Below are 19,178 nucleotides of genomic sequence, written 5' to 3'. Positions count from 1 at the left end.
AAGGAGCCAATGAGGGCTTCGCCGTTTAGAGGGGGCTCCTGCAACCAATCATCCTGTCGCGGCCACTCATGTCTTGTCGCAACTCAATATCGGTAAAGTGCTTATCGCGTAATAATGCAACGGTTTCATTACCTAAACTCTCATTAATCTCAAAAAATAAATATCCCCCGGCGGTTAAGTTACCCGAAGCAAAATCTGCAATAGCCCTGTAAAACAACAGCGGATCATCCTGGGGTACAAACAACGCAGTATGGGGCTCAAAATCGGTTACGTTGGTGTGCATTTGTTTTTTGTCGTCCAGCGTTACATAAGGCGGGTTACTGACGATGATTTGGTGAGGGGTGAGTAGCGAGTTGTGAGTGCTGAGTAGTGAGTAGTGAATGGTGAGTGGTGAGTGGTGAAGGGTTGCTGCATCTAAAATATCGGCGTGGATAAATTGGACACTAACATCATTTAAATCGGCATTTTCTTTTGCGGTCTGCAACGCACCTTCGGATATATCAATTGCCGAGACCTGTGCCTGTGGTAAATTCTTTTTTAAACTGATAGCGATACACCCGCTCCCCGTGCCAATGTCCAATATACTCCCTGCAAACTGCCTATTGTCAATCGCCGACTGCCCACTGCCAACTGCCCACTGAGAACTGCCCACTGCCAACCGCCCGCTGCAAACTGCCAATACCCACTCTACCAGTTCTTCTGTTTCGGGGCGGGGGATAAGTACGCTGGGATTTACTTTAAACGGTAGTCCATAAAACTCGGTAACGCCTAAAATATATTGAATGGGCTTGCCGGTTATCAGTTCGGCAGCAATATTCTTTAGCTTTTGGGCTTGTTCCTCATTTAGCTCCCGTTCCGGAAATGCTTTAACAGATGCTTTTGTCAGGTTGGTTACCTGGCTGATAGTTAATAAAGTAAGCGACTCTACCTCGTTAGCGTCATATACTTTGTTCAGCTGTTTGTAATCTTCAAAAACATCCTTTATGGTAATCATGCAACAAAGTAACATAAAAGCTACTTTTGCAGCATGGTTCAACATGAAATTTTTATGCAGCGTTGTCTTGAACTTGCCCAGCTTGGTGCCGGGCAGGTGAGCCCGAACCCGATGGTAGGCGCGGTAGTTGTTCATGAAGGCAAAATAATAGGCGAGGGCTATCACCAGAGATATGGCCAGGCCCATGCCGAAGTGAACGCAATTGCGCAGGTAACGGCTAAATTTGATAACGCGGCCCAACTGTTAAAGCAATCAACCATATATGTTTCATTAGAGCCCTGTGCACATTATGGTAAAACACCACCCTGTGCCGATTTGATTATTGAACATCAAATTCCCCTGGTAATTGTTGGCACCCGCGACCCTTTTGCCCAGGTTGATGGTAAAGGAATTGAAAAACTTAAAGCTGCCGGTATTGAAGTGATAACAGGCGTGCTGGAACAAGAATGCCAGTGGCTTAACCGCCGGTTTTTTACCAAAGTACAAAAGCACCGGCCATACATTATATTGAAATGGGCGCAAACCAACGATGGTTTTTTTGCGCCTGGTGATGGGAGCCAGTTTTGGATAACGGGCACCCAGGCGCGCAAGCTGGTACATAAATGGCGCAGCGAGGAGGATGCTATTTTGGTTGGGAAAAATACCGTTGCCATTGATAACCCGCAATTAAACGTAAGGTACTGGGAAGGAAAATCGCCAAAACGGGTGGTGATAGATAGGAGGCTGGAACTTAGTAAAGAGGCCAATGTATTTGATCAATCTGTTGAAACACTGATTTTTAATGAAATAGAATTTAATTCCGACGGAAAAAACAAGTATATTGCATTAGAGGATTTTGACCGCTATGTGCCTCAATACATTTTGTACCAATTATATTTACAAGACATTCAATCGGTGATCATTGAAGGAGGTGCGCATACCCTGCAGGTGTTTATTGATGCCGGGCTTTGGGATGAGGCCCGCATTTTTACCGGCAAAACTGTTTTATCAAAAGGCATAAAATCACCACAAATAACAGGTATACTTGCCGCCGAATCATTCATTGAAGAAGACCGTTTACAAACGTTATACAACCAATAAGAATTAAAAATAAGAGTCAAGAATAAAGAGTCAAGAATCAAGACAGAAGAAAATAGGGGTTGGCAAATACTCCCGATGATAAGCGTCAAGCCTTATCAGATGATGGAAAATCAAAATGGTTTTTTTCTTAATTCTTGACTCTTTATTCTTGACTCTTCTACACCACCAATTATGCTATTTGTTTTTTTAAGTATTTGTTGTAGTGTTATTGTGTCGGTTATGCTTAAGCTGGCCAAAAGGTACCACATTGACGTTTACCAGGCGGTAACCTGGAATTATTCGATGGCCATCATGCTTACCTGGCTTTTTTACAGGCCATCGCTTGCAGGCCTGCAAAATACACCTGTATTTAATTACCTGGCGCTTGGAGTTTTATTTCCCGCTGTGTTTTTGGCTATGGCTGCATCGGTGCGCAGGGCTGGTATTGTACGTACAGATGTTGCGCAGCGTTTATCGCTGTTTATTCCCATTATATCGGCCTTTTTGATATTTGGCGAGGCTTCAAATACAATAAAGATCATTGGTATCGCCCTGGCGTTTATTGCCATATTTTGTACAATTCCATGGCAAAAAACAACGGGCAGGCCTAATCATAAAAATACAGAAAAGGGTTCTTGGATATATCTGCTTATTGTTTTCCTGGGGTTCGGAATTATAGATGTATTGCTGAAGCAGATCACTAAAGTTAACAGCGTGCCTTTTACTACAGCCATTTTTATTGTCTTTATTCTTGCGTTTACGTTGTCGTTTATCGGCTTGTTATACCAGGTGTTCACAAAAAAAATGCGTTTCTCATGGCCGCATATACTCATTGGCTGGGTATTGGGTTTGTTTAATTTTGGTAATATTCTTTTTTATCTGAAGGCGCACAAAGCCCTGGCAAATAACCCGTCATCGGTGTTTTCGTCAATGAATATTGGGGTTATTGTTGTAGGAGCCCTGGTAGGTATGCTTGTATTTAGAGAGAAATTAAGCACACTTAACAAAATAGGACTATTGGTAGCTATATTGGCTATTGTTATTATTTATTTCCCGCAAACATTAGGCTTTTTGCATTTGTAATTTAATGTTGTACTCATGAATGGCTTTTCAATGCTTTCCGCTTTAAGCCTTCAGCTTTTAGCTCCTAAATAATGCTTTTTGACGATACCTATCAAACCATCGAAAAACCGACCGAAAGTATATTCCGTGATAGGGGCAGCAAGTTCCTGGGGTTTGCTTATCCCATCAGCTCCGATAATGATATTAAAGTCATTGTAGCCAAATTAAAAGCCGAACACCCCAAAGCCAACCACCATTGCTGGGCCATGCGCCTGGGGACCGATAGGTCTGTTTACCGGGTGAATGACGACGGCGAACCATCGGGCACCGCCGGCCGGCCAATATTAAATATCCTGCTGTCAAAAGATGTTACCAATATCCTGGTGGTTGTAGTGCGTTATTTTGGCGGTACGCTGCTTGGGGTACCAGGGTTAATAAACGCCTACAAGGTAGCTACAGAAGAAGCCCTGAAGCTGGCCATCATCATCCAAAAAACGGTGAATGATATTTACACCATTAAGTTTGATTACCTGCAGATGAATGACGTGATGCGGATTATCAAAGAAGAGAATCTTCCGGTGCTTGAACAGCAGTTTGATAACGATTGTAGTATGCAGCTATCTATTCGCAAAATGCAAGTGGAGCAGGTTTTGGGAAAATTAGGAAAGGTGGCCGGGTTAAAGGCGAAGTATGATTATAGTTTGTAGTTTTTTAAACGTCAAGGGGTGACAGACCAACACACCTCGAAAATAGCCCCGATTTAACCTCATTTTAATGTCGTAATTGCGGCATAAATGTTTATTTTCGTCGGATATGCAATCTTTTGACTTAGATAAAACCGATCTCCTCCGCATCAAAACGGCTCTTGAGGCCGATGATGCTGAATTAGAGAAAGTTCTGAAGGAATATCACGCCTCGGAGATTGCTTTATTGTTTGAACAGCTTGAGCAGGAGGATAAGGAAAGGATCATCAATATCCTGCCGACTGACGTTGCATCTGAAGTTTTATCCGAAATGGATGAGGAGCACAGCCCCGGCGAGCTGCTCCTGAACCTCCACCCTGAAAAAAGAAGCGAGATAGTTGAAGAGCTGGATTATGACGATGCAACCGACATCATATCCCAGCTTGATGAAGATGAGCAGCAGGAAATATTAGAAGATATTGATGCCGATGATGCCAGCAGCATCCGCGCGCTTTTGAACTATGCCGAAGATACTGCCGGCGGTTTGATGAACTCCGAACTCATCAAAGTAAACATCAGGCTGGATAAAAAAGAGGCACTGGACGAGATCATTCGCCAATCGGAAGAGATGGAGGAGTTTTATACCATTTACGTGGTTGACGATGCCGACACCTTGCAAGGCATCCTCTCGATAAAAGATGTTATAAAAGCCCATGCGGATGCCAAAGTGAGCGACCTGGTAAAACGCGACCCTGTATATGTAAGGGCCGAGCTTGACCAGGAAGAGGTTGCCCGCCTAATATCGCAATACAATTTAACAACCATCCCGGTTGTTGATGACCATATGAAGCTGCTTGGCCGGGTCACCGTTGATGATATCATCGACGTAATGGAGCAGGAAAATACCGAAGATATATTAAAGATTTCGGGTGTATCTGAAGACGAGGAATTGAGCGGTAACTGGAAAGATGCCGTAAAAAGTCGTTTGCCATGGCTGGTTATTAACCTGGCCACTGCTTACCTGGCCGCATCGGTGATCAGGCATTTTGACGATACCGTTTCCCAGGTGAAAGGCATAGCCGCTTACATGACCATTATAGCAGGTATGGGCGGTAATGCAGCCACGCAGGCCCTTGCGGTAACAGTCAGGCGTATATCGTTAAGTAACCTTACCGATAGCCAGGCATATAATACAGTATTAAAAGAATTTTTAGTAGGCATGCTTAACGGGGCCGCCAACGGACTGGTTGTTTTTTGCATCGCCCTGTTTTATGATGCCAACCCCATGCTTGGTCTCGTTTTGTTTTTAGCCATGACAGGAAATCTCATCATCGCGGGTATTACCGGGGCATCTATACCGTTGGTATTAAAAAGGGTGGGGATAGATCCGGCGGTGGCTTCGTCTATTATTATTACCACCTTTACCGATTGCGCCGGGTTTTTATTGCCCTTGTACCTGGCTACCAGGCTTTTGTTGAAGCATTAAGCGTTACTGGCGTTTTATACGATATTATTATAAATTTGAACCATCAAAATTTGAGATATGACTGAAGTAAGATACGACTGGACAAAAGAAGAAATAGCCGAAATATACCATACCCCATTACTCGACCTGGTTTACCGCGCGGCAACCGTACACCGCGAAAATAAAGATTACGCCGAAGTACAGATCAGCTCGCTGATTTCTATTAAAACCGGCGGCTGTTCTGAGGATTGCGCTTACTGCCCACAGGCTGCCCGTTATAATACCGGTGTAGATGTACATGCCATGATGCCTAAAGATGAGGTTATTGCTGCTGCCGAAAAAGCAAAAGCCGGTGGCGCATCGCGTTTATGCATGGGTGCCGCCTGGCGCGAAGTGCGCGATAACCGCGATTTTGATAAAGTGATTGACATGGTAAAGGCTGTTAATAGCCTTGATATGGAGGTATGCTGTACACTGGGTATGCTTACCGAGAGCCAGGCGCAACGATTGGCAGATGCCGGCTTGTATGCTTATAACCATAATTTAGATACATCTGAAGAAGATTATAAGCGTATTATCACCACCCGCACTTATGACGACAGGTTAAATACCCTTAAAAACGTACGTAAAGCGAAAATTACAGTTTGCAGCGGTGGCATAGTTGGTTTAGGCGAAACCGTTGAAGACAGGATCTCGATGCTGAAAACATTGTCAAACCTGCCCAAGCACCCCGAATCGGTACCTATCAATGCTTTGGTGCCCATAGCTGGTACACCACTGGCCGATCAGCCCCGCGTACCTATCTGGGATATGGTAAGGATGATTGCTACCGCTCGTATAATTATGCCACGTTCGGTAGTGCGGTTATCTGCCGGCCGTACCGAAATGAGTACTGTTGAGCAGGCTTTTTGCTTTATGGCAGGCGCCAGTTCTATTTTTGCAGGTGAAAAGCTTTTAACCACACCAAACCCATCATTTGATACCGATATGGCCATGTTTGAACTGCTTGGCCTTACACCGCGCAAAGCCTTCAAAAACGGCCGCCCAAATGAAGTTAAAGAAATGGAAGCAGCGGGGTAGTTGCTTGCCGTTTTAAACAAGAAAGGCGCAATTAATGCGCCTTTCTTGTTTTTAGAGAAATAAGAAGTTTACTATCTGAAAGAGTATTTATTTTTCGTCATCCAGTTTTTTTAAATTCGAATTACCTGTTAATGATCTCAATTGTTGAATTGCAATTTGATTTAATTTTTTTAGTCTTTCGCCTTGCGTTAAATTCATCCTTATAAATTCAGAGTTCATGCTTTCCATATTGGCCAATATCAATAGCTGCTCGATAGAACTGTGATCTCTAATATTGCCTTCTGAATTTTTATTTTTATCCCGCCATTGTTTAGCCGTTAATCCAAATAATGCTACATTTAATATATCCGCCTCATTGGCGTAAATATGTTGTATTTGCTCTTTTGTTATATCGGGAGGGATTATATTTTCCTTTATAGCATCTGTATGGATACGGTAGTTTACTTTGGCAAGCGTGCGATTTAAGTTCCAGTTTAATGATAGCCTATTATTTTCATCATTTTTTAGACGCTGAAATTCTTTGATCAGGTAAAGTTTAAATTCCGGGCTAAGCCATGAACCAAATTCAAATGCAAGATCACGATGTGCATATGTTCCGCCTCCATACCTGCCTGCCTTTGATTGGATGCCTATTGCTGAGGTTGCGTCTATCCATTTTTTGGGCGTCAGCCTGAAGCTATTAAGGCCTGCTTCTTTTTTAAAGGTGTCGAATTCGACACCTTTAAAATGGGGATTGTGAATTTGTTCCCATATCCCAAGAAATTCCACAGTGTTACGGTTGCGCATCCAATTATATATCAAATCATCGCCACCGAACTTATTAGCCATATCAGTGAGTGATATGTAGTCGTCCTCTTTCAAAGAAACAACAGTTATTTCTGTTCCCTGAACGTTAATGGTTGACTTCTTACCTTTTGTCGACATGGATATGATTTTATTTCCCTTAATCCCTCATATTAATAAATTGTAACGGCTGGCCAAAGTTTTCGGTACGACATAGGCTGATCACCGCTTGCAGGTCGTCAATTTTTTTGCCTTGTACGCGCACCTGGTCGTCCATGATAGAGGCTTGCACCTTAAGGCCGCTGTCTTTTATCTTTTTAACCAGCTTTTTGGATGTTTCTTTGTCGATACCTTCTTTAACCTTTATCTCCTTGCGGATCATGTTGCCCGATGCGTATTGCTCTTTACCAAAATCAAGCGCGCTTGAATCCAGGTGTTGTTTTACCATGCGGCCGATGATGGAATCCTGGATGGCTTTAAGGCGCATCTCGTTTTCGGTTACGATGGTTATTTCATTTGTTTTTTTATCCAGGTCGATAGTGCTTTTTGAATCGTTAAAATCGTAACGGTTAAGTATTTCTTTTTTAGCGGTATTGATGGCGTTATCAAGCGTTTGCCCATCTATTTTGCTTACTATATCAAATGTTGGCATAAGTAAAAGAGTTTATAATGTTTACAAAACTAATGTATTGTAAACATTTACACAGCGCCATTATCAATTTGTTTACATGACACACTAAATAATAATCATTAAAAACAGGTTTTATGTAGATGAGTTAATATTAAATTAACAAATAAATAAGCAGTTTTGTACACGTGGCCTAAGGGGCACAAATTTTATGGATAAACAACCACCATTAATTAACAGGGAAATAAGCTGGTTATATTTTAACGACAGGGTTTTGCAGGAAGCTGCCGATCCAACTGTGCCCTTAATTGAGCGGGTGCGCTTTTTGGCTATATTTTCATCAAACCTTGACGAGTTTTATAGGGTGAGGGTGGCTACTATGACACGGCTTGCCGCTTTAAACGAAAAATCGAAAGAAATATTAGGCTATAATCCTAAAAAGCTCCTTAACCAAATCAAAAATATTGTTGTAAGGCAGGAACGTAAGTTTAATAACCTGTATGAAAACATTATTGTTAAACAGCTTGCTGAAGAAAAGATATTTATCCTGAATGACAAACAGCTTAACGTAAGCCGCGGGGCGTTCGTTAAAAATTATTTCAGGGAAAAACTGCTGGCCACTTTGGTGCCCATTATGCTTGATGATAGCCTGCCGCTACCTGAACTACGCGACCGGGCTATTTACTTTTTTGTAAAGCTTACCAAAAATAAAAAAACGCGTTATGCGCTGATTGAGTTTCCGGACAGTTTGTCAAGATTTGTTGTGTTGCCCGAAACCAACAATCTGAAATTTATTATACTGCTGGATGATATTATAAGGTACAGCCTGGAAGATATATTTTTCATTTTTGAGCACGACAGCATCGAAGCATATTCCCTACAGCTTACCCGCGATGCCGAACTTGACCTGGATAAGGAAGTGAGCGGCAAATTCATAGATGCATTATCAAAAAGCCTTCAAAAACGCAAAAAGGGTACACCAATGCGTTTGCTTTACGATACCGAGATGCCCATGGATATGCTAAAATACCTGGTAACTAAAATGGGGCTGCACGGCGAAAGCCTTATCCCTGGCAACAGGTATCATAACTTCAAGAATTTTATTTCATTCCCAAATGTAGGCAGCCCCGACCTGGAATTTGTTAAATATCCGGCTTTGCCCGTAGAAGATCTTTCGTTTGGTAAAAGCTTGCTGGGCCTTATCGCAAAAAAGGACTATATGGTGAGTACCCCATATCAATCTTATGACTACATTATCCATTTTTTGCGTGAGGCGGCTATCGATCCAAAAGTTAAAGAGATAAGCATTGCAGTTTACCGGTTGGCCGAAAATTCAAGAATTGTACACGCTCTGGTAAATGCGGCCAAAAACGGTAAAAAGGTAAACTGTTTGGTTGAATTGCGGGCAAGGTTTGATGAGCAGAATAACATATTTTGGAGCAACAGGCTTGAAGAGGAGGGCGTAAATGTACTTTACGGTATAGCAGGCTACAAAGTACACTCGAAGATATGCCTGGTTAGCCGCCTGGAAAAACAAAAGATTGTGCATTATGCCTGTTTATCAACCGGGAACTTTAACGAAAAGACAGCCAGGATATATGCTGATCATACACTGTTTACGGTAAACAAAAAAATAACCGACGATTTGGATGTTGTATTTAGATCGCTCAAGAGGAACACCTTGCCCAAAGGACTGAAAACCTTGATTGTATCGCCCATTGATTCCAGGCCGGCTATTTACAAACTGATAGATACCGAGATAAAAAATGCGAAGGCGGGCAAAAAGGCCTATATGATACTAAAAATGAACAGCCTTGCCGATGAAGGGCTTATCAATAAACTTTACCAGGCAAGTAACGCGGGTGTTAAAATAAAAATGATCATTAGGGGTATGTGTTGCCTTGTGCCGGGAGTTAAGGGATTCAGTGAGAATATTGAAGTGATAAGTATCGTGGATAAGTACCTGGAGCATGCCCGCGTACACATTTATTGTAACGGGGGAGACGAATTGATTTACCTTACTTCGGCAGATTTTATGAGCCGAAATATTGATACCCGGGTTGAAGTTGGTTTCCCGATTTTAGACGAGCGCTTAAAAAAGGAAGTTAAAGACATTATTAATATTCAATTGCAGGATAATACCAAGGCGCGCGAAATAAATAGTGCCAACAGCAATAAATACCACAAAACCAACGCGGCCGAATCGCACCGGGCGCAAATTGAGATATACAATTACCTGAAAACTAAAAACAAATAAAGTTGAGATACGCAGCTATAGATATTGGTTCAAATGCAGTAAGACTGCTGATTGCCGATATTATTGAAAATCACGGTTCCTTTTCGTTCAAAAAAAATACGTTGATCCGGGTGCCTTTACGCCTGGGCGATGACGCTTTTATCCAACACAGTATTTCGGATAAAAAAGCTGCCGATCTGGTAAAATCAATGAGCGCTTTTCGCAATTTAATGGATGTTTATAAGGTAACAGATTACCTGGCCTATGCCACATCGGCCATGCGCGAAGCTACAAACGGCGAGGATGTTGTTAAACTGATTAAGGAACAAGCTAATATTGATTTGGAGATTATTCATGGTTCCAAAGAAGCCAAGGTGATTTACGCCAGCCATGCCGAGCAAACCATTGATAAAAGCAAAAGTTATTTATACATTGATGTTGGCGGCGGTAGTACCGAACTTTCTTTGTTTTCGGCAGGTGAGTTAATGGCCTCCAAATCGTTCAATATTGGCACTATCCGTATTCTGGACAACCAGGATACCGAAGAAACCTGGGATGAAATGAAGGAGTTTATCCGCGAACATACACGTGGATATAAACAGCTGCTGGGCATTGGTACAGGTGGCAATATTAATAAACTGCACCGTTTAGCCGAAGAAGGAGACGAGACCCCGATGGCTTTTGCCAAGCTAAAATCACTGTATACTTACCTTAATTCGTTTTCGCTTAAAGATCGCATTAATGTGCTTGGTTTAAACCAGGATAGGGCTGATGTTATTATTCCGGCCTGCGAAATTTATTTGACGGTTATGAAAAATGCGGGGATAAAACAGATATACGTACCCCGCGTAGGTATGGTTGACGGTATAATTCAAACCTTAATAGATACGAATTTATCTTAACAAAAAGATAACGTAAAAATATTTTTACAAATTTGCTTTATAATATAAAAACTGTTAGTACATTTGTAGTGCCCTCTCAAGGGCATGTTTTTCATAGGTAGATGTAGGGTCGGGTACTTGTATTCGACCCTTTTTTATGCCCGTATTTTTGGATTGTTGGAGAGATATAATGAAGAAGAAGATTGTAGTTGCCATCACCGGCGCCAGCGGCGCTATTTATGCCCACCTGTTGTTAAAAAAGCTAAACCAGCTAAAAGATCAAATTGCCGAAGTTGCCGTTGTGATGTCGGATAACGCGAAAGATGTTTGGCGCTTTGAGTTGGGGAACGACGATTACAGCAAGCAAAACTATAAGTTTTATGCCAAAAATGATTTCATGGCGCCCTTTGCCTCGGGGTCGGCAAAGTTTGATACCATGGTAATTGTGCCCTGCTCTATGGGCACCCTGGGACGGATAGCAGGAGGAATATCTGACGATTTGATAAGCCGCGCTGCTGATGTAATATTGAAGGAACGTCGCAAGCTTATCCTTGTTGCCCGCGATACCCCTTTTAACCTTATTCACATTCGCAATATGGCCACTGTTACCGAGGCCGGGGGGATTATTTGCCCCGCCATACCATCATACTACAGCAAACCACAAACTATCGAGGAACTGGCGATGACGGTAGTGAACCGGGTTATTGACCTCATAGGCTTGCAGAACGAAAGCTATGAGTGGAAGGGGATATAATTATTGCTTAAGGTTTATCGGTTGTTGTTAAATAGCCTCATTATTAATGATTTAATATTGATTCCATAGCCCGGGCCGTGTGTATGCCCAACCAAATTATGCCGGATGTTTTGTACACATTAAGAAAATTATTACCTTGGTTAAGCCAAAATTAAACTCAGGTTCACCCGAATAATGAAATCTAAGTCGACTGCGTACATTTTATGTTTTTTTTTAGGTGTGTTGGGTGCGCACAAGTTTTATCTCAATAAAACAGGCGTTGGTATGCTTTATTTTTGCACACTTGGCCTGGCTGGCATCGGGTGGATTCTTGATCTTTTTACCCTGGGCAGCCAGGTTGATGCCTGTAATGCTTTAATCAAACGGCGTTCTGTTGTTAATGCGCCCGATTACCGTAGCGCTGCTACGCAGCCAAGCCTATCAGAGCAATTACATAAACTTCATATGCTAAAAGAAAAAGGTATACTAAGCGAAGAAGAATACGCCCGGCTAAAGAGCAAAGTATTGGCATAAGTTGTTTTTAATCACATTTTTATTAGTGCATGTTATCGGGAGGATTAGCTATAAATAATTAACCCCAAAGTAAAATCACTAATTCAGTAGCTCAGTAATTCACTAATTGCTTATCTTTGCAGCTTTGCAATGAATAAGAAAGTCGCTTTTTATACACTTGGCTGTAAGCTTAATTACTCTGAAACTTCGTCGATAGGCCGGATGTTTACCCAGGCCGGTTACGATACGGTTGAGTTTTCAAACACGCCCGATGTTTTTGTGATCAATACCTGCTCGGTAACCGAAAACGCCGATAAAAAGTGTAAAAAGATAGTGAAGGAAGCACTCAAAATCTCTCCGAATGCTTACGTAACCATAGTTGGCTGCTATGCCCAGCTAAAGCCACAGGAAATTGCCGAAATACCCGGTGTCGACATGGTGCTTGGTGCTGCCGAAAAATTCCAGATTATTGATCATATTACCGACCTTACCAAAAAGCCCAAAGCAGTTGTATACAACCAACCGGTAAGCGAGGCCAACCAGTTTGTACCGGCCTATTCATTTGGCGACCGTACCCGTACTTTCCTGAAAGTTCAGGACGGTTGCGATTACTCCTGTACCTTTTGTACCATCCCATTGGCCCGCGGCGCCAGCAGGAGCGACACCATTGCCAACGTAATTGAACAGGCCAAACAGATAAGTGCTTCGGGGGTAAAAGAAATAGTACTCACCGGTGTTAATTTGGGTGATTTCGGGATCCGCAACGGGCAACGGGAGGATAAGTTTTTTGACCTGGTTAAAGCCCTCGACGAGGTGGAAGGGATAGACCGGATCCGCATTTCCTCTATCGAACCAAACCTGCTTACTGACGAGATCATTGCTTTTGTGGCTACTTCAAAACGGTTTGTTCCTCATTTTCACATCCCGCTTCAATCTGGCTCCGACAAGATACTCGGCCTCATGCGTCGTCGCTACAAACGCGACCTGTATGTAAATCGGGTGGCCAAAATAAAAGAACTGATGCCCTATTGCTGCATTGGGGTTGATGTTATTGTAGGGTTCCCCGGCGAAACACGTGAAGATTTTATTGATACCTATAATTTTTTAAACGATCTGAACGTTTCATACCTGCACGTATTTACTTACTCCGAAAGGGAAAATACGCTGGCGGCCGAAATGAAAGGCGCAGTACCTGGTTCAACCCGGGCGGATAGAAGTAAAATGCTGCACATATTGTCCGATAAGAAACGCCGGGCTTTTTACGAAACCCAGTTGGGTAAAACCGATGAGGTTTTATTTGAAGGTGACATAAAAGATGGCTTTATGCACGGCTTTACCCGCAATTATGTAAAGGTAAAGGCCAAATACGACCCTATATTGGTAAACGAATTGAAAAAGGTTTGCTTAACAAATATTTCACCGGATGGTGATGTCGAAATAACAGAAGGCGAAGAAATATTAGTTCATTAAAACGCTATCTTCGCTTCAAAATACAACCTATGTTTCCAACCATAACATCGCTTCTGCAATATCTTTTCGGTTTTAATTTTCCGTTGCCAATACAAACATTTGGTTTTTTTGTGGCTATAGCTTTTATGGCAGCATACTGGGCCTTTGTTCAGGAATTTAAACGTAAAGAGAAGCTGGGGATTCTTCATTCATCAAAAAGAACAGTACTGGTTGGGCAACCTGCTTCGGCAGCCGAATTGGCCGGTAACGCTGTATTTGGTTTTATTTTAGGTTATAAATTAATCGATTCGGCATTAAATTATCATACACTTTTAGATGATACACAGGGTTTCCTGCTGTCGTTAAGGGGTAATTGGATTGGCGGCGTTATAGGGGCGGTAGCTTTTGCTTACTGGGCTTATTACGAAAGCGAAAAGCAAAAATTAGCCAAGCCCGAAAACAGGGAAGTAACCGTACACCCGTATGAAATGATGGGCAGCATTTTGTTGTGGGCTGCTATATTCGGTTTTGCCGGCGCTAAATTATTTAATGCCCTTGAAAACTGGGGCGATTTTATGAAAGACCCGGTTGGTATGCTAATAGGTTTTAGCGGCCTTACTTTTTATGGTGGCCTCATCTGCGGCGGCGCAGCAGTGTTATATATAGCCAATAAAAACGGCGTTAAGCCTTTAGATATGCTGGATATTGGCGGGCCGGGCATGATGCTGGCTTATGCATTAGGCCGTGTTGGCTGCCAAATGTCGGGCGATGGCGATTGGGGGGTGGTAAACCTTGCGCCGAAACCGGGCTGGTTGAGCTGGGCGCCTGACTGGGTATGGTCTTTTAAATTCCCGCACAATGTTAATGACGAGGGCGTTCCACTGGCAAATTGCATAGGTAAATTTTGTCATGAACTGCAATACCCCGTATACCCAACATCGTTATATGAATGTATCATCTGCCTGATACTATTTGCGTTCCTGTGGAGTATCCGCAAACAGATAAAAAATTCAGGTGTGCTTTTTGGTATTTATATGATATTGGCCGGTGTTGAACGGTTTTTTATCGAACTGATACGCGTAAATACAAAATACCATGTGGCTGGTATCAGCTTTACCCAGGCCGAAATGATTTCGCTGATCATGGTTATTGGTGGCGCGTTGTTAATTGTCAACGGTTTAAAAAATAAAAAAACAGCTACGTTACAGCATGGCTAATAAAAAACAAGCTCACAAGCTGTTAAATAACCAGGTATTCAGGTTTGTACTTTCGGCCGGTGCCGGTTTTTTAGTCGATATCTCTGCCTTTTATCTTTTTTATCACAACCTGTTAGCCCGGCGCACTTACCTCATAGGTTCATACACTTTCCGTAATTCCACTTTATCGTTAGCCATCTCGTTTTTGCTTGGGGTTATAGTCAATTTCGCTATTACCCGCGCTCTTGTTTTCACCGAATCAAAATCATCTGCTTATAAGCAGTTTTTTCGCTTTGTTGCAGTGGCTTGCGTCGGTTTTTTTGCAAACCTGGCGCTTATAAAAATTTTGATCCAGGCTTTCGGTATTTATCCTCCTGTGGCACGCATAGGTGCTGCTTTAAGCTTGTTTTTTGCAAGCTTTTTTATTCATAAGGTATTTTCATTCAGCTTATCATTACGTAAACATGCAACTCCAAAACATAACGCAACAGGTAATTGAAATAGCCAAACAGGCAGGCGATTTTATCAGGCAGGAACGCAAAGCGTTCGACCCTGATAAAATTGAATACAAAGGCCTCAATGATATGGTTTCATACGTTGACCAAACAGCCGAACGGATTATTGTTGAAGGCTTAAAAAAAGTACTACCTGAATCTGGTTTCATCACCGAAGAAAAAACCACTACAATAGTGGGCGACCGGTATAACTGGATTATCGACCCTTTGGATGGCACTACCAATTTTATTCACGGCCTGCCGGCTTATTCGGTAAGTATAGCATTAAAAGAATATGATGAACTGGTAGCGGGCGTTGTGTATGAAATAAACCAGGACGAATGTTTTTACGCATGGAAAGATGCTCCGGCTTATCTGAATGGCCGAGAAATCCATGTAAGCAAAAATACTACGGTAAGTACAAGTCTTATCGCTACAGGTTTCCCTTACTATGATTTTACCAAGCAGGCCCAATATATTGAACTATTTACTGAACTGATGAAAAGCAGCCACGGCCTGCGTCGCATTGGTTCGGCAGCTGTCGACCTGGTTTACACCGCCTGCGGCCGTTTTGACGCCTTTTACGAATACAACCTGAACGCCTGGGATGTAGCCGCCGGAATTGTAATTGTAAAACAGGCAGGTGGCGATGTAGTAAACTTTAAAGGTGGAAGTGAAGTGCTGGAAACAAGGGAATTGTTGGCCAGCAATGGTATAATAACAGGGGAGATGCTAACGGCCATACAGAAATATTTCAAGTAATACACACGAATATCACGAATTGAATTTCATACACACGAATCTCACTGATTGAATCGAATTTTACGGATTTTTAAAGGATAATTTTAAAAAATCAGATCAAATTGCCACAAATGCAATGGCACCAATTTATTCGAACAATGATTTGTGTAATTCGAATAAATTGGTGCCATTCCTGTCTCTAATTCAATTCGCGAAATTCGATTCAATTAGTGAGGTTCGTGGGTAATTATAGTGCTTCAGATACCACTTCGGTAACTTCAGGAACCATACGTTTAAGCAGGTTTTCGATGCCGGCTTTAAGCGTTATTGTTGATGACGGGCAACCGCTGCATGAACCGCGAAGCTCGACAGTTACTACGCCTTCGTTAAACGAACGATAGGATATAGCACCACCGTCCTGCTCAACAGCCGGGCGAACATAGTCATGCAATATCTGCTGAATTTTAACTTCAGTTTCAGATCCTTCGAAGTTTGTTTCCTCCGACTGCTCTTCTAATTGGATCTTCAGTTCCGATTCAACCGCACCTTTTACAAACTCTTTCATGATTGGCTCTACATCAGCCCAGTCACTTTCATCGGTTTTGGTGATGGTAACGAAGTTGCTGGCGAAGAAAACACCATTTACAAACGAAAATTTATATAATTCCTTAGCGAAAGGTGATTTATCGGCGCTTTCTTTGGTAGCGAAATCGGCACTGCCATTAATCAGCAACTTGTTCACAATGAACTTCATTGTTGCCGGGTTTGGCGTTGATTCGGTATATACGTTGATATTCATCGAAAATTCTATTTAGATTAATTAAACAAATTTAATCACCTTTTTGATTTAAATACAATACTAAAATTGTTATGACGGGCAGATGATAGATGTGCAGATATGCAGATTTCAGATGTGCAGATGATTTGAATGGGTAGCATTATAAAAATCACTCATCTGCACATCTGTAATTTGAAATCGGCACATCAAATCCCCGTATAATTTAATGGCGTAATTTGTTTCAATTCATTTTTTACACTATCGCTTACTTGCAAGGTATCAACAAACTCTGCAATAGTTTGCGCATTTATTTGTTGATTGGTGCGTGTAAGGTCTTTTAATGCCTCGTATGGGTTAGGGTAGCTCTCGCGCCTTAATATGGTTTGGATAGCTTCGGCAACTACAGGCCAGTTGGCTTCCAGGTCGGCGGTGATGGCAGCCTGGTTAAGTAATAGTTTGTTTAAGCCTTTGATGGTAGATTTTATGGCGATTAAAGTATGCGCTACAGGCACACCTATGTTACGTAAAACTGTTGAGTCTGTTAAATCGCGCTGTAATCTCGAAATAGGCAGTTTGGCAGCCAGGTGCTCAAACAAAGCATTGGCGATGCCTAAGTTACCTTCCGAGTTCTCAAAATCAATCGGGTTAACTTTATGCGGCATGGCCGATGAGCCCACTTCGCCCGCTTTTATTTTCTGCTTAAAGTAGTTCATGGATATGTAAGTCCACATATCGCGATCAAGATCAATCAGGATATTATTGATGCGTTTTAAAGCATCGCATTGAGCGGCAAAGTTATCGTAATGCTCAATCTGGGTAGTAAACTGCGAGCGGCTCAGCCCTAATACATCATTCACAAAATGATTTCCGAAAGCTTTCCAATCCTTAGTAGGGTAAGCTATATGGTGCGCGTTGAAATTGCCGGTAGCGCCCCCAAATTTGGCCGAGTATTTTACCGACTTTAAAATCTCCAGCTGGCCTTCAAGCCGTTCTACAAAAACCTCAACCTCTTTACCAAGCCTTGTTGGCGAGGCCGGTTGTCCGTGTGTGTGCGCTAATAATGGAATATCTTTCCAATCGGCGGCATATCCTTTTAATGTATCAATTAGCTGGCTAATAGCAGGGTAGTAGGTGTTGTTTATAGCAAGTTTAAACGTGTAAGGGATAGCTGTATTGTTGATATCCTGCGATGTCAAACCAAAGTGAATAAACTCTTTAAATGCATCTAAACCGCCTAATTTATCAAACTCATTTTTGATAAAATACTCTACAGCTTTTACATCGTGATTGGTTGTTTTCTCAATCTCTTTGATGCTTTGGGCATCGGCTTCAGTAAAGTTTTTATAGATATCGCGTAACTTTTCTATCAGATTGACATCAAAACCTTGTAACTGAGGCAACGGATATTCAACCAATGCTATAAAATATTCAATCTCGACAAATACACGGTATTTGATCAGGGCGTATTCAGAAAAATAATCAGCAAGTTCGGCGGTGGTGTTTCGGTAACGGCCATCAATTGGCGAAATTGCAGAAAGCGGAGACAAGTTCATTGAAATATAATTTTTTGCAAAGATAGGAAAATTGATATGCAGGCGGGCGAATTTGAATATTTGAAAATTTGAAGATTTGAAAATGCCAGAAAAGTTCTTCATCTTATAATTTTCAAATTCTCAAATCATCAAATTTTCAAATAAAATGAGTTTTTTGTCGTTAAAAAGTCATTTCAGTTGGAAACTTTGAAATCAAAAAATGTTTCCTTAGTTTTGACCCGGAAAGTCAATGAGTCAAATAGAAAGAATAATTGAAGGTGGCGAAGAGCTGTTTTTAAAGGCAGGCATCAAGAGCGTAACCATGGACGATATAGCCAGGCACCTGGGTATGTCGAAAAAAACCATATACCAGTTTTTTAAGGACAAAAACGAATTGGTAACAGCAATGGTTAAAAAGAAGCTGAAAGAGGATGAGGAGCAAATGATCGAGTTCATTAGTAAATCTGCTAATGTGATAGAGGAAATGATGAACATGACCAAATGCTCGGAGGATATGTTTTCGCGTATCAACCCGATAGTAATTCATGATATGCAAAAGTACCACCCTGATGCATGGAAGGTTTTTCAGCAGTTCAAAAATGAGGTTTTGATTAGCACCCTGGAAGAATTATTAACAAAAGGTATTAAACAAGGTTACATAAGGCCCGAAATTGACGTAAGGATAGTTGCGCGCATGAGGGTAAACACGGTGGAACTTGGATTTAACACCACGATATTCCCGATAGCGGAATTTAATACCTGGAAGGTGCAGGTCCAGTTTTTAGAACATTTTAACTATGGCATTTGCACCCTTAAAGGGTACAAGCTTTTAAATCAGTACAGGAACATACAAGAAGATTAATTTAATACT

General features: G+C 41.9%; 19 protein-coding genes. 14 read left to right on the top strand and 5 right to left on the bottom strand.

The annotated features are described in order from the left end of the window. Positions 1-25: 25 nt before the first annotated feature. A complete protein-coding gene (prmC, locus tag ACFGVS_RS05760) occupies positions 26-994 on the bottom strand; it encodes a peptide chain release factor N(5)-glutamine methyltransferase (RefSeq protein ID WP_439697826.1) in 969 nt (322 codons plus the stop codon). A gap of 33 nt (positions 995-1,027) precedes the next feature. Between prmC and ribD the strand changes: the two genes are divergently transcribed. The 5 genes from ribD (at position 1,028) to bioB (ending at position 6,343) form a co-directional block, all read left to right on the top strand. Beyond that, on the top strand, positions 1,028-2,074 hold the full coding sequence (gene ribD / locus ACFGVS_RS05755) for a bifunctional diaminohydroxyphosphoribosylaminopyrimidine deaminase/5-amino-6-(5-phosphoribosylamino)uracil reductase RibD (protein WP_439697825.1): 1,047 nt from the start codon (positions 1,028-1,030) through the stop codon (positions 2,072-2,074). 171 nt (positions 2,075-2,245) lie between these two features. Continuing rightward, the gene (locus ACFGVS_RS05750; protein ID WP_274213651.1) at positions 2,246-3,136 is read left to right on the top strand and encodes an EamA/RhaT family transporter; all 891 of its coding nucleotides are present in this window, start codon (positions 2,246-2,248) and stop codon (positions 3,134-3,136) included. A 71-nt stretch (positions 3,137-3,207) separates the two neighbouring features. After that, entirely contained in the window at positions 3,208-3,822 is a 615-nt protein-coding gene (locus tag ACFGVS_RS05745) for an IMPACT family protein (protein ID WP_274213650.1), read from the top strand. A gap of 106 nt (positions 3,823-3,928) precedes the next feature. Next, the gene (gene mgtE / locus ACFGVS_RS05740) at positions 3,929-5,284 is read left to right on the top strand and encodes a magnesium transporter (protein WP_274213649.1); all 1,356 of its coding nucleotides are present in this window, start codon (positions 3,929-3,931) and stop codon (positions 5,282-5,284) included. Between the two features lie 57 nt (positions 5,285-5,341). Further along, positions 5,342-6,343, top strand: coding sequence for a biotin synthase BioB (gene bioB, locus ACFGVS_RS05735; protein ID WP_090652680.1), 1,002 nt, complete (start codon positions 5,342-5,344; stop codon positions 6,341-6,343). Positions 6,344-6,430: 87 nt separating this feature from the next. On the opposite strand, the gene ACFGVS_RS05730 is transcribed toward bioB, so the two are convergent. Beyond that, the gene (locus ACFGVS_RS05730) at positions 6,431-7,267 is read right to left on the bottom strand and encodes a KilA-N domain-containing protein (protein ID WP_090652679.1); all 837 of its coding nucleotides are present in this window, start codon (positions 7,265-7,267) and stop codon (positions 6,431-6,433) included. Positions 7,268-7,286: 19 nt separating this feature from the next. Continuing rightward, positions 7,287-7,778, bottom strand: coding sequence for a YajQ family cyclic di-GMP-binding protein (locus tag ACFGVS_RS05725; protein WP_439697824.1), 492 nt, complete (start codon positions 7,776-7,778; stop codon positions 7,287-7,289). Between the two features lie 187 nt (positions 7,779-7,965). On the opposite strand from ACFGVS_RS05725, the gene ppk1 reads away from it, so the two are divergent. The 8 genes from ppk1 (at position 7,966) to ACFGVS_RS05685 (ending at position 16,018) form a co-directional block, all read left to right on the top strand. Then, positions 7,966-10,011, top strand: a complete 2,046-nt coding sequence (ppk1, locus tag ACFGVS_RS05720; protein WP_439697823.1) for a polyphosphate kinase 1 — start codon at positions 7,966-7,968, stop codon at positions 10,009-10,011. A gap of 2 nt (positions 10,012-10,013) precedes the next feature. Beyond that, positions 10,014-10,892 (top strand): Ppx/GppA phosphatase family protein, encoded by an 879-nt coding sequence (locus tag ACFGVS_RS05715; RefSeq protein WP_274213643.1) that lies wholly within the window; start codon positions 10,014-10,016, stop codon positions 10,890-10,892. 169 nt (positions 10,893-11,061) lie between these two features. Continuing rightward, on the top strand, positions 11,062-11,625 hold the full coding sequence (locus tag ACFGVS_RS05710) for a UbiX family flavin prenyltransferase (protein ID WP_274213642.1): 564 nt from the start codon (positions 11,062-11,064) through the stop codon (positions 11,623-11,625). A gap of 174 nt (positions 11,626-11,799) precedes the next feature. Then, positions 11,800-12,138: an NINE protein gene (locus tag ACFGVS_RS05705; protein WP_439697822.1), complete on the top strand. Its 339-nt coding sequence runs from the start codon at positions 11,800-11,802 to the stop codon at positions 12,136-12,138. Between the two features lie 129 nt (positions 12,139-12,267). Next, positions 12,268-13,587, top strand: coding sequence for a tRNA (N(6)-L-threonylcarbamoyladenosine(37)-C(2))-methylthiotransferase MtaB (gene mtaB, locus ACFGVS_RS05700; protein WP_439697821.1), 1,320 nt, complete (start codon positions 12,268-12,270; stop codon positions 13,585-13,587). A 29-nt stretch (positions 13,588-13,616) separates the two neighbouring features. Then, positions 13,617-14,783 (top strand): prolipoprotein diacylglyceryl transferase, encoded by a 1,167-nt coding sequence (locus ACFGVS_RS05695; RefSeq protein WP_439697820.1) that lies wholly within the window; start codon positions 13,617-13,619, stop codon positions 14,781-14,783. Further along, the gene (locus tag ACFGVS_RS05690; RefSeq protein WP_439697819.1) at positions 14,776-15,261 is read left to right on the top strand and encodes a GtrA family protein; all 486 of its coding nucleotides are present in this window, start codon (positions 14,776-14,778) and stop codon (positions 15,259-15,261) included. Before ACFGVS_RS05695 ends, ACFGVS_RS05690 begins: the two co-directional genes overlap by 8 nt. Continuing rightward, complete coding sequence (locus ACFGVS_RS05685) at positions 15,227-16,018, top strand: inositol monophosphatase family protein (RefSeq protein ID WP_439697818.1); 792 nt, start codon at positions 15,227-15,229, stop codon at positions 16,016-16,018. The genes ACFGVS_RS05690 and ACFGVS_RS05685 overlap by 35 nt, the downstream gene beginning before the upstream one ends. 226 nt (positions 16,019-16,244) lie before the next feature. Here ACFGVS_RS05685 and ACFGVS_RS05680 read toward each other — a convergent pair whose 3' ends face one another. Beyond that, positions 16,245-16,796 (bottom strand): NifU family protein, encoded by a 552-nt coding sequence (locus ACFGVS_RS05680; protein ID WP_147051710.1) that lies wholly within the window; start codon positions 16,794-16,796, stop codon positions 16,245-16,247. 185 nt (positions 16,797-16,981) lie between these two features. Continuing rightward, positions 16,982-18,328 (bottom strand): adenylosuccinate lyase, encoded by a 1,347-nt coding sequence (gene purB / locus ACFGVS_RS05675; protein ID WP_439697817.1) that lies wholly within the window; start codon positions 18,326-18,328, stop codon positions 16,982-16,984. A 229-nt stretch (positions 18,329-18,557) separates the two neighbouring features. On the opposite strand from purB, the gene ACFGVS_RS05670 reads away from it, so the two are divergent. Then, positions 18,558-19,169, top strand: a complete 612-nt coding sequence (locus ACFGVS_RS05670; RefSeq protein WP_090652669.1) for a TetR/AcrR family transcriptional regulator — start codon at positions 18,558-18,560, stop codon at positions 19,167-19,169. Positions 19,170-19,178 lie beyond the last annotated feature (9 nt).

Origin of the sequence: Mucilaginibacter sediminis (genome assembly GCF_051903035.1) — a bacterium.
Classification (GTDB): domain Bacteria; phylum Bacteroidota; class Bacteroidia; order Sphingobacteriales; family Sphingobacteriaceae; genus Mucilaginibacter.
The sequence above is the reverse complement of the archived record's forward strand: the minus strand, read 5'-3'. Positions and strand labels throughout refer to the sequence as shown.

Excerpts from the sequence above, each read along its gene's own strand:
- prmC (WP_439697826.1), bottom strand. The coding sequence starts at position 994 with ATGATTACCATAAAGGATGTTTTTGAAGATTACAAACAGCTGAACAAA.
- ribD (WP_439697825.1), top strand. The coding sequence starts at position 1,028 with ATGGTTCAACATGAAATTTTTATGCAGCGTTGTCTTGAACTTGCCCAG.
- ACFGVS_RS05750 (WP_274213651.1), top strand. The coding sequence starts at position 2,246 with ATGCTATTTGTTTTTTTAAGTATTTGTTGTAGTGTTATTGTGTCGGTT.
- ACFGVS_RS05745 (WP_274213650.1), top strand. The coding sequence starts at position 3,208 with ATGCTTTTTGACGATACCTATCAAACCATCGAAAAACCGACCGAAAGT.
- mgtE (WP_274213649.1), top strand. The coding sequence starts at position 3,929 with ATGCAATCTTTTGACTTAGATAAAACCGATCTCCTCCGCATCAAAACG.
- bioB (WP_090652680.1), top strand. The coding sequence starts at position 5,342 with ATGACTGAAGTAAGATACGACTGGACAAAAGAAGAAATAGCCGAAATA.
- ACFGVS_RS05730 (WP_090652679.1), bottom strand. The coding sequence starts at position 7,267 with ATGTCGACAAAAGGTAAGAAGTCAACCATTAACGTTCAGGGAACAGAA.
- ACFGVS_RS05725 (WP_439697824.1), bottom strand. The coding sequence starts at position 7,778 with ATGCCAACATTTGATATAGTAAGCAAAATAGATGGGCAAACGCTTGAT.
- ppk1 (WP_439697823.1), top strand. The coding sequence starts at position 7,966 with ATGGATAAACAACCACCATTAATTAACAGGGAAATAAGCTGGTTATAT.
- ACFGVS_RS05710 (WP_274213642.1), top strand. The coding sequence starts at position 11,062 with ATGAAGAAGAAGATTGTAGTTGCCATCACCGGCGCCAGCGGCGCTATT.
- ACFGVS_RS05705 (WP_439697822.1), top strand. The coding sequence starts at position 11,800 with ATGAAATCTAAGTCGACTGCGTACATTTTATGTTTTTTTTTAGGTGTG.
- mtaB (WP_439697821.1), top strand. The coding sequence starts at position 12,268 with ATGAATAAGAAAGTCGCTTTTTATACACTTGGCTGTAAGCTTAATTAC.
- ACFGVS_RS05695 (WP_439697820.1), top strand. The coding sequence starts at position 13,617 with ATGTTTCCAACCATAACATCGCTTCTGCAATATCTTTTCGGTTTTAAT.
- ACFGVS_RS05690 (WP_439697819.1), top strand. The coding sequence starts at position 14,776 with ATGGCTAATAAAAAACAAGCTCACAAGCTGTTAAATAACCAGGTATTC.
- ACFGVS_RS05685 (WP_439697818.1), top strand. The coding sequence starts at position 15,227 with ATGCAACTCCAAAACATAACGCAACAGGTAATTGAAATAGCCAAACAG.
- ACFGVS_RS05680 (WP_147051710.1), bottom strand. The coding sequence starts at position 16,796 with ATGAATATCAACGTATATACCGAATCAACGCCAAACCCGGCAACAATG.
- purB (WP_439697817.1), bottom strand. The coding sequence starts at position 18,328 with ATGAACTTGTCTCCGCTTTCTGCAATTTCGCCAATTGATGGCCGTTAC.
- ACFGVS_RS05670 (WP_090652669.1), top strand. The coding sequence starts at position 18,558 with ATGAGTCAAATAGAAAGAATAATTGAAGGTGGCGAAGAGCTGTTTTTA.